Here is a 9,781-nt window from a genome sequence, read left to right as displayed (position 1 = left end):
TAGCAATCTTGGTGCCCACGGAGGGACTCGAACCCCCACACCTCGCGGCACATGGACCTGAACCATGCGCGTCTACCAATTCCGCCACGTGGGCAACGGAAGACCGCGATTATAGATTAATTGGAATTTATGTCAAGGCAGTCCATTGAAAAATGCAAGAATAGTTAGGTAAAAAAGCGTTGCTCCGGTAAACTGTCCGTGTGCACTGCAGTATATTGTTGCTGTAGGCATTTTATTTTATTTTTAGAAATTCATTACATTTGAATAAACATTTATACCCCATTCCAAGTCGGGAAGAAATTCTCGGTATTCTTCGTACAAGTAAGGCTAAGCTCAGTGCTGAGGCGCTGGCGGATCAACTGCATGTAAAACCAGAGGAGTTCGAGGGCATGACGCGACGACTGAACGCAATGGAACGTGACGGGCAAATCAAACTGGGTAAATCTGGCCAATACACTTTGGCTAATCAAGACAGTTTTATTTCGGGAAAGGTCAGTAGCCACCGTGAAGGTTATGGCTTCCTGATCCCCGATGATGGCAGTGAAGATTTGTTCCTGCCTGAGCGTGAAATGCAGAAAGTCTTGCATGGCGACCGTGTCATGGCCAAAATCGTTGGTACCGATCGCCGTGGCCGGCTTGAGGGTGGGATCCTTGAAATTACAGAGCGCGCTAATACCCATGTGATCGGCAGATTGCTGCATGAAAATGGCGTATGGGTAGTCGCGCCTGAAGACAAACGCTTTAGTCAGGACATCCTGCTTGCTGCCGCACCCGGAAAAGTAAAAGCCGGACAAGTGGTCAGTGTCGAATTAATCGAACAGCCTACCCGTTACGCGCAAGCGGTAGGGAAGATAGTTGAAGTGCTGGGTGAAATTGATGACCCCGGCATGGAAATCGAAATTGCGGTACGCAAGTTTGGTGTGCCGCATATCTTCTCTGATGCCGCGTTAAAAGTTGCCGCGAAATTGCCTTCAGAAGTGCAGGCAAAAGACCTGGCAGAACGTGTTGATTTACGCGATGTGCCTTTGGTTACCATAGACGGTGAAGATGCACGTGATTTTGATGATGCAGTCTATTGCGAGCCGGTAAAAATAGGTCGTACTAAAGGCTATCGTCTGATTGTTGCGATCGCAGACGTGAGTCACTATGTGAAGCCTAATGATGCATTGGATCATGATGCTTTAGCGCGCAGTACCTCGGTGTATTTCCCGCGCCGCGTGATTCCTATGCTGCCGGAAAAGCTGTCTAATGGTCTGTGCTCACTGAATCCGGATGTGGATCGCCTGACGCTGGTATGCGATATGGTGATCACTAAAGAAGGTGAGATTCAGGCCTATCAGTTTTACCCGGCAGTGATCCATTCAGCAGCCCGCTTTACTTACACTGAAGTCGCAGCCATCCTGGGTAATACCAAGGGGCCTGAGGCTGCTAAACGCCAGACGCTGGTGCCGCACCTGAGCCACTTATATGAAGTATTTCAGGCCTTGCTAAAAGCGCGTCATGTGCGTGGTGCGATCGATTTCGAAACCACAGAAACCTATATCGTTTGCAATGCTGCGGGCAAGATAGAGAAAATTATTCCGCGCACCAGAAATGACGCGCATAAGCTCATCGAAGAATGCATGCTGGCCGCTAACGTGTGTGCCGCGAATTTGCTGGAAACTTATAAGCACCACGGTACTTACCGTATTCATGCCGGACCGACTAAGGAGAAATTGACGCAGGTCAGAAACTTCCTCAAGCAAGTTGGCTTGTTCCTGGGTGGTGGTGATGCGCCTAAGGCCAGCGATTATGCAGCCTTGCTTGAAAAGGTTAAGGGCAGGCCAGATGCTGCCTTGTTGCAGACTATGCTGTTGCGCTCTATGCAGCAAGCGGTCTACAGTCCGGATAATATCGGCCATTTCGGCTTGTCGTATGAAGCCTATGCCCATTTCACCAGCCCGATCCGGCGCTATCCTGATTTGCTCACGCACCGCGCGATTAAGGCCATCCTGCAAGGTAAGACCTACGAGCCTAAAGGGATAGATACGACTTTGCTGAACACCACCATTTCGAATGCAGCGCGTAAGCAATTGCAGGCGGATAAAGCGGCCGGTAAGCAAAAGGTGGAAAAAGATCCTGGTATCTGGGATATGCTGGGCACCCATTGCTCCGCCAATGAGCGCAGAGCCGATGAGGCTTCGCGCGATGTGGAAGCCTGGCTGAAGTGCTATTACATCAAAAACAAACTGGGTGAAGAGTTTATCGGTACGATTTCCGGTGTCACCCAGTTCGGTATTTTTGTTCAGCTCGATGATATCTATATCGAAGGCCTGGTGCATATCACCGAGCTTGGTACGGATTACTTCCAGTACGACGAGGCGCGCCATGAATTGCGCGGTGAGCGTACTGGTAAGCGCTACCAGTTGATGGACAAGGTAAAAGTACAGGTCAGCCGGGTGGATCTGGATGCACGCAAGATAGACTTGAGTATTGTCCAGCCTGGTTCGCAGGCAGGTGTTGCCGGTGTGCGTGGTAAGGCTAAGTCAGGACCAGCGGCAGAGAAATCTGAGCGTCCCTCCAAAGCTAAAGCTGCTTATGCGGCTGAGCCTGTGGAGGTGCGCAAATCGCGTTCTGCACCTGCAGGCAGAGCACCTAAAGCCAATCCGGTTGCGCGCAAAAAGAAAGCAGCAGTCAGCAAATCTGCGTCTAAATCCTCACGGAAGCGACGCTAGTGGTAACTCAGGGAGCTGCAGTCCTGTCACTGACCTGACTGTGCTCCCTGTCGGTGTAAAAAAGACGGATGCCTCACATACAGTAAGGTGGTATCGCGATTGACAGAACTCAATGGCCGTAACAGCTTGCATCAGTCTTCATTAAGAAAATTAAGAAAAAAGAGTTTATGAAAAGTAAAATGATTTTCGGCTTCCATGCCGTGACCTCCCGTATTCGCCACGAAGCTTCTTCGGTGGAAGAAGTGTATGTCGATGCTGAACGGCATGATCGCCGTATGAATGATTTGCTGCAGTCTGTGAAGGCGGCCGGTATCCGTATCATTCATGCAGATGACCAGCGTCTCTCCAATATGGTCGGCACCCGTCGCCATCAGGGTGTCGTTGCCAAAGCAGGTGAATTGTCTCTGGCGCGCAATCTGGATGAATTGCTGGATGCGATTGAGGGCCCGCCTTTGTTGCTGGTATTGGATGGCGTGACCGATCCGCATAATCTGGGTGCCTGCCTGCGTGTGGCCGATGGTGTCGGTGCACATGCGGTGATCGCACCGAAAGACCGTGCAGTCGGTTTGAATGCGACTGTGGCTAAGGTAGCCAGTGGCGCTGCTGAGACTGTGCCTTATATTACCGTGACTAACCTCGCGCGTACTCTGCGTGAATTGCAAGAGCGCGATATCTGGCTGATTGGCACTGCGGATGAAGTAGATAAAACCATCTACGACGTTGATATGACGGGTGGTATCGCTTTGGTCATGGGTGCCGAAGGCGAGGGCATGCGTCGCCTGACGCGCGAAACCTGCGATCATCTGGTCAGTATTCCTATGCTGGGCTCGGTCGAAAGTCTGAACGTCTCTGTGGCGTCCGGTGTTTGTCTGTACGAAGCCCGCCGTCAACGCACGGTCAAAGTGTAATCAACAGCCCCTGAACCGGGAAAGTCCGCGCCGTGCGGACTTTCTCAGGATGCGCTACTATTCCTGCCTGTTTCACTCCAACTTACCCCGTCCCATGTTTAGCCGTTTGCGCGAAGATATCGCCAGTATCATACAAAAAGACCCCGCCGCCCGTAATGCCTGGGATGTGGTGACTTGTTATCCGGGCTTTCAGGCGATACTCATGCATCGCTGGGCTAACTGGTGCTGGCAGCGTGGTTTGAAATGGCTGGCCCGCTTTATCTCGCATCTGGCTCGTATCCTGACCGCTATCGAAATTCACCCTGGCGCCACGATAGGTCGCCGCGTGTTTATCGATCATGGTTTCGGTGTGGTGATCGGTGAAACTGCTGAAGTCGGCGATGACTGCACGATCTATCAGGGCGTGACGCTGGGCGGCACTTCACTGACACGCGGTGCTAAACGTCATCCCACACTGGAGGCTGGCGTCATCGTCGGCGCGGGGGCCAAAGTACTTGGTAGTTTTACTGTCGGCGCCGGTGCCAAGATAGGTTCTAACTCTGTGGTGGTCAAGCCGGTTCCGGCTGGTGCAACGGCAGTCGGCAATCCTGCACATGTCATCAAGAAGGAGACGGGCTCGGCAGATTCCGGCAGTGCGCAATTATTTGCGGCTTATGGGGTCACGCCGAACAGCGATGATCCGGTTTCTAAGGTGCTGCATAAACTGATTGATCATGCGGTGTCACAACAGGAGCAGATCGAGCAACTGACTAAGGCGATTGCCTGTGCAGGAATACGCATAGACGAAATTACTGAGTGCGAAAAGCTCAATCCCGACCAGATTAACAGCCTGGTCGATTAAATCCGGCCAGTTACTATGCGGTTCAGTAAGGAGCGTATGACGGGCAGCAATTCGCTCGCATGCAAGCCTATTGGGCCGCTTCCTGCCGCCACCAGTTCATCGGCTGCCGCACCATGCGCCCAGCAAGCGAGTGCAGCGGCATCGCCCACCTCCATACCTTGCGCCAGCAGGGCGCCACATAATCCAGCCAGTACATCGCCGGTGCCGCCTGAAGCCAGACCAGGATTGCCACTGGGGTTAATCCGGTAATGTATGTCCTGTGGGCCGCAGACTATGCTGCCTGCACCTTTTAAAATGATGTGACTGCCAAATCGCTGTGCTAATTCTTTTGCTGCCATAGCACGGTTTTGTTGCACCTGTTCAGTGCTGAGAGCAAGCAGCCGTGCGGCTTCCAGCGGATGTGGCGTGAGCAGGGTGGGGGCGGTTCTGGTCTTGAGTAGCGCTGCCAATTCGGGCTTGGTCGCCAGCAGATTCAGCGCATCGGCATCGATCACCACGGGATAGGGACGCTGTAAGGCGGCACGTAGCAGATCTGTCGCAAGCTGATCTTGCCCCAAACCCGGGCCGATCACAATCACCTGCTTATTGAACTCAAATTGCCTGGCATCCCTGTACATGATTTCCGGGTGCAGCATATCCAGCTTGAGCTCGGCATCCGGCTGTACCAGAAAGATTCGCCCGGCACCGGCAAACAGCGCGGCTCTGGCAGCCAGGATGCCCGCGCCCGCCATACCCGGCGCAGCACCGATGATGGCCACATCACCAAAGCTTCCCTTATGGGTATTAGCCTTACGCGGCAAGGCATGGCAATCGATTTGCGCAGGATCAGACAGGCAGGCCATGTACTCGCTGTGGGCCACAGCAGCAAGTTGTAAATCATCCAGCAATACCTGACCGGCAAGCTGCTTACCATCACCGGTATGTAAGCCGGGCTTGTTGCCAATCAGGCTTAAAGTATGTGTGGCGGCGATGCAGCAGCCAGCTGCGCCGCCGACAATTGCGCCGGTTTCGGCATGTAAGCCACTGGGTACATCGATGGCCAGCAATGGGCAGCCAGTTTGCTCGGTGTAGTTGTTGATGCGGGCTACCAGTTGCGCTGCTGCACCAGTGATGGGCTTGTTTAAGCCAATTCCGAACAGGCCATCCACGATTAACTGATAGGGCGGCTGGTCGGGTGAAGGCGGTAAGGAGACATCGGCAGGCAGCTGTTGTATCGGGGCGTGTAAGGCCTTGTTCAGTGCAAGTTGTGCCTCCGGTGAGCGGGCGGCATCCTGGCCTAAGCGGATCAGATCTGTGGTGTAACCAGCAGCACTGAGGTGCGCTGCTGCTTCCAGCGCGTCACCGCCATTATTGCCGGGTCCGGCGATGAGCAGCACTGGACCTTGACTCGGCTTGATGAGTGCCAGTGTCTGCCTAAAGATCGCTTTGCCCGCTAATTCCATCAATGACGGCCGGTGTCTGTTGGCCTTGGCATGGCGCTCCAGTGTCTGGATTTGCTGGGTGCTGAATAAACGATCTGATTGTTGAGGCTTTGCCTGCATGATGGCCTTACTTCGGTTTAGGCAGCGGGATGGCTTTATCTCCGCCATACATCATAGCATTCAGACCTTGCTGGAATAATTTTTCTATCGGCGTTTCCAGATAAGGCATCAGCAGCGTCAGCATCAGAAAACCTACCCCTATCGTAATCGGAAAACCTATGCCGAAAATGTTCAGTTGTGGCGCTGCTCGGGTCAGGATGCCCAGTGCAATATTGGTGATGAGCAGAGCGGCAACGATGGGTAGCGATAACTTGAGGCCGGTAATGAAGATCTGCTCACCCCAGATCACCAGCCGATACATGCTGAAGCCTGATTTCAGATCGCTCGCAATAGGGATTGTGCTGAAGCTTTCCACCAGCGCCGACAACATGGCCAGATGCGCATTCAGCGCCAGAAATAATAAGGTAGCGGTGAGCACCAGAAATTGCGAAATTGCTGAGTTTCGCCCTTGCGTCATCGGATCAAAGAAGGTCGCAAAGCCCAGGCCCATCGTCATGCCGGCGACCTCGCCAGCCATTTCTATGCCGGCAAATAGGATGCGCATCACGAAACCCATGGCCAGGCCGATCACGAATTGCTGAGTCAGTATCAACATACCAGTCAGCGACAGCGGATCAGCACCCGGCAGCTTGCCTATCGTGGGTGCGACGATCATGGCCAGTGCCACACCCAGCATGAGTTTAATTTGCATGGGGATCGCATTATTGCCGAATGGCGGAGCGACAGCAATTAAGCCGAGTATGCGTGTCAGTGGCCACATAAAAGCCGTAATCAGCTCGATCAGTTGCTGACTGGAGAAGTTAATCATCCTGTCACTCTGTCAGCTCAGGCCGCCATGGTGGCGATGCTGGTCAGCATTTCGCGCATGTAATCGAGCAGTATGGACAGCATCCATGGGCCAGCCACGATCAGTGTGACGAAGATACCGACCAGTTTAGGGATGAAGGATAAAGTGGTTTCATTAATTTGGGTAGCCGCCTGAAAAATACTGACTACCAGGCCTATCGCCAGCGCCACCAGCAGCAGTGGCGCGGACACCATTAGCATGACTTCCATCGCATGCCGGCCCATATTCATGACGGTATCTGGAGACATGACTTCCTCTAGTAAAAACTTTGTGCCAGCGAGCCTATCAGCAGCGCCCAGCCATCAACCAGTACAAACAACATCAGCTTAAACGGTAGTGCGACGATAGAAGGGGAGACCATCATCATCCCCATAGACATCAGTACACTGGCCACCACCATGTCGATGATCAGGAAAGGAATGAAGATCGCAAAGCTGATTTGAAATGCGGTTTTTAATTCGCTGGTGACAAAAGCCGGAATCAGCACGCGCAGCGGAACCTGCTCCGGACCTTGCAATTCGGGGATGTTAGCCAATTTGACGTACAACGCCAGGTCGGTCTGGCGGGTTTGTTTCAGCATGAACTCTTTGAGCGGTGCAGCGCCTTTGTCCAAAGCTTCAGACATACTGATTTTGTTTTCAGAAAAAGGCTGATAGGCGTCGGCATAAACTTTGTCCAGCACCGGTCCCATCACAAATAAAGTCAGAAACAAGGCAAGTCCGACCATGACTTGATTCGGTGGTGCAGACTGAGTACCCAGCGCCTGACGTAACAGCGACAACACGATGATGATGCGGGTAAAACTGGTCATCATCAGCAAAGCTGCGGGTAAAAAACTCAGAGAAGTCAGGAACAGCAGGGTTTGCAGGCTCAATGAGTAATTTTGTCCGCCACCGGCAGCCGGTGTGGAATTGATGGCTGGCAGCCCGCCACTATTCTGGGCGAATACCGTGTCCGGAAAGAGTAGCAGGCATGAGAATGAAAAAAGACTCAGAAACAGACTTAGAAACAGACTCAGGCGTGGTACGGGATAGCGTAGCAGTTTCATGCAGATTTATGTTTGCGGTGGGCGGGTCTCAGCAGCGGAGCTGGTTTCATTCCGCTTAGCGATGGTTTTTTGCAGCCAGTTGTGAAAGGCACCCGTGTCAGTGCTGCCATGCTGTAAAAGCTCTTCCTGTTTGGCGACCTGGCCCAGCTGATTAATGCTGTGTGCGGTGACACCGAGTACCATCCATTGATCGCCGATCTCAACCACCAGGATGCGTTCGCGCTGACCAAGATTGAGTCCGCCTACAATTTTCAAGGCCAGCCGGTTTTGCTGACCAACTGGCGTGATACGTTTAAAAGCCCAGGCGGCCGCGAACATCAGGCCCAGAATAAACAACAGCGCCAGGATGATTTGCAGGAAACCGGTAGTGGGCGCAACAACCGCATTGTCGGCTGCCTGACTCAGGGTTGGCAGCATCAGGATTGACAGCAGGGAAGGGGACAGTTTCTGCATTATTTATTGAGTTTTCTGATGCGTTCAGCAGGCGTCACGATATCGGTCAGACGAATACCGAACTTATCATTCACCACCACCACCTCGCCCTGGGCAATCAGGCAGCCGTTGACCAGCACGTCCATAGGTTCACCGGCCATGCCATCAAGTTCAACTACCGAGCCTTGCGCCAATTGCAGCAAATTTTTAATCGCAATTTTGGTGCGTCCGAGTTCAACCGTGAGTTGTACCGGAATATCCAGGATAAAGTCGATGTCATTGTGGGTTTCTATGCCACTGCCTTTATTGCTGAATTCGGTGAAGATGGCGGCACTGGGCTCTGCTTTTGGTGCGGCGCTGGATGCTGCCGCTGCGGCTTCAGCCTTTTCCTGTTCGGCAATGGCGGCGCCCCAATCGTCTTCACTGATGGGTGTGTCTGCGCTTTCATCCATGATTTTCTCCTTGTGCTACTTCCTGTACGCTGGAGCTGAGTAGCTTTTCCACGCGTAAGGCATATTGACCATTAAAAACACCATACTTACATTCCATGACCGGGGTGCCGTCTACTTTAGCTGAGACTATCTCCGGCACGCTGAGCGGTATCACATCGCCCTCTTTCATGTTCAGAATGTCGCCCAGTGTGACGCGGGTAGTGCCCAGATCTGCCACCAGTTCGACTTCCGCAATCTGTATCTGCTGCGTCATCAGACGCACCCAGCGTTTATCCACTTCCAGCGTTTCACCTTGCAGGCTGCTGGTCAGTACATCGCGGATAGGCTCTATCGTCGAGTAAGGCATGCAGATATGCATTTCGCCACTGACTGGCCCCAGTTCTATCGTGAAGGTAGTAGACACCACTACCTCGTTCGGGGTGGCAATGTTAGCGAACTGCGTGTTCATTTCTGAACGTATATATTCGAATTCAATCGGATATACGGGTTCCCAGGATTTGGAATAGGTCTCAAAAATGATTTCCAGGATACGGTGAATAATCCTTTGTTCTGTCTGTGTAAAGTCGCGACCTTCGACCCGGGTATGGAAGCGTCCATCACCGCCAAACAGATTGTCCACCAATAAAAATACCAGTCCCGGGTCGAGCACGATCAGCGAAGTACCGCGCAAAGGCTTCATGTGCACCAGGTTCAGATTGGTCGGCACCACCAGATTGCGGATGAATTCACTGTATTTCGACACGCGCACTGTGCCGACGGAAACCTCAGCACTGCGACGTAAAAAATTGAATAAGCCTATGCGTAACAGACGAGCGAAACGTTCATTGATGATCTCCAGCGTCGGCATACGGCCACGCACGATACGCTCTTGCGTGGCAAGATTGTATGGGCGGACACCAGAGGTGTCCTCCTGAGAGAGGGAGTCATCCTGATCTCCCGTGACACCCTTTAAAAGGGCATCAACTTCTTCCTGGGAGAGAAAATTGTCTGACATGATG

General features: G+C 52.7%; 10 protein-coding genes and 1 tRNA gene. 3 read left to right on the top strand and 8 right to left on the bottom strand.

What is annotated here, in order from left to right; all coding sequences use genetic code 11:
- Window positions 1-9: 9 nt before the first annotated feature.
- Window positions 10-94 (bottom strand) — tRNA-Leu (locus tag EYB48_RS13805).
- 166 nt (window positions 95-260) lie between these two features.
- On the opposite strand from EYB48_RS13805, the gene rnr reads away from it, so the two are divergent.
- The 3 genes from rnr to cysE all read left to right on the top strand — a co-directional run bounded on the left by rnr (window position 261) and on the right by cysE (window position 4,463).
- The gene (rnr, locus tag EYB48_RS13800) at window positions 261-2,714 is read left to right on the top strand and encodes a ribonuclease R (RefSeq protein ID WP_162020950.1); all 2,454 of its coding nucleotides are present in this window, start codon (window positions 261-263) and stop codon (window positions 2,712-2,714) included.
- Window positions 2,715-2,881: 167 nt separating this feature from the next.
- Window positions 2,882-3,622 (top strand): 23S rRNA (guanosine(2251)-2'-O)-methyltransferase RlmB, encoded by a 741-nt coding sequence (gene rlmB / locus EYB48_RS13795; protein WP_162020949.1) that lies wholly within the window; start codon window positions 2,882-2,884, stop codon window positions 3,620-3,622.
- Between the two features lie 94 nt (window positions 3,623-3,716).
- Complete coding sequence (cysE, locus tag EYB48_RS13790) at window positions 3,717-4,463, top strand: serine O-acetyltransferase (protein ID WP_162021084.1); 747 nt, start codon at window positions 3,717-3,719, stop codon at window positions 4,461-4,463.
- On the opposite strand, the gene EYB48_RS13785 is transcribed toward cysE, so the two are convergent.
- From EYB48_RS13785 to fliM, 7 genes are read right to left on the bottom strand one after another with little or no spacing between them, the layout of a single operon-like run.
- Window positions 4,460-6,004: an NAD(P)H-hydrate dehydratase gene (locus tag EYB48_RS13785; protein WP_162020948.1), complete on the bottom strand. Its 1,545-nt coding sequence runs from the start codon at window positions 6,002-6,004 to the stop codon at window positions 4,460-4,462. The two genes, cysE and EYB48_RS13785, sit on opposite strands and share 4 nt — an antisense overlap.
- Window positions 6,005-6,011: 7 nt before the next feature.
- Window positions 6,012-6,812, bottom strand: a complete 801-nt coding sequence (fliR, locus tag EYB48_RS13780; protein ID WP_162020947.1) for a flagellar biosynthetic protein FliR — start codon at window positions 6,810-6,812, stop codon at window positions 6,012-6,014.
- A 17-nt stretch (window positions 6,813-6,829) separates the two neighbouring features.
- Window positions 6,830-7,099, bottom strand: coding sequence for a flagellar biosynthesis protein FliQ (gene fliQ / locus EYB48_RS13775; protein WP_162020946.1), 270 nt, complete (start codon window positions 7,097-7,099; stop codon window positions 6,830-6,832).
- Between the two features lie 8 nt (window positions 7,100-7,107).
- On the bottom strand, window positions 7,108-7,899 hold the full coding sequence (gene fliP / locus EYB48_RS13770) for a flagellar type III secretion system pore protein FliP (protein WP_162020945.1): 792 nt from the start codon (window positions 7,897-7,899) through the stop codon (window positions 7,108-7,110).
- A gap of 6 nt (window positions 7,900-7,905) precedes the next feature.
- A complete protein-coding gene (fliO, locus tag EYB48_RS13765) occupies window positions 7,906-8,352 on the bottom strand; it encodes a flagellar biosynthetic protein FliO (protein WP_162020944.1) in 447 nt (148 codons plus the stop codon).
- Window positions 8,352-8,783, bottom strand: a complete 432-nt coding sequence (gene fliN / locus EYB48_RS13760) for a flagellar motor switch protein FliN (RefSeq protein ID WP_162020943.1) — start codon at window positions 8,781-8,783, stop codon at window positions 8,352-8,354. Before fliN ends, fliO begins: the two co-directional genes overlap by 1 nt.
- A complete protein-coding gene (gene fliM / locus EYB48_RS13755) occupies window positions 8,776-9,777 on the bottom strand; it encodes a flagellar motor switch protein FliM (protein ID WP_162020942.1) in 1,002 nt (333 codons plus the stop codon). Before fliM ends, fliN begins: the two co-directional genes overlap by 8 nt.
- Window positions 9,778-9,781 lie beyond the last annotated feature (4 nt).

This window comes from Cognatundibacterium crateris (assembly GCF_010078235.1).
GTDB lineage: Bacteria > Pseudomonadota > Gammaproteobacteria > Burkholderiales > Burkholderiaceae_D > Undibacterium > Undibacterium crateris.
The sequence above is the reverse complement of the archived record's forward strand: the minus strand, read 5'-3'. Positions and strand labels throughout refer to the sequence as shown.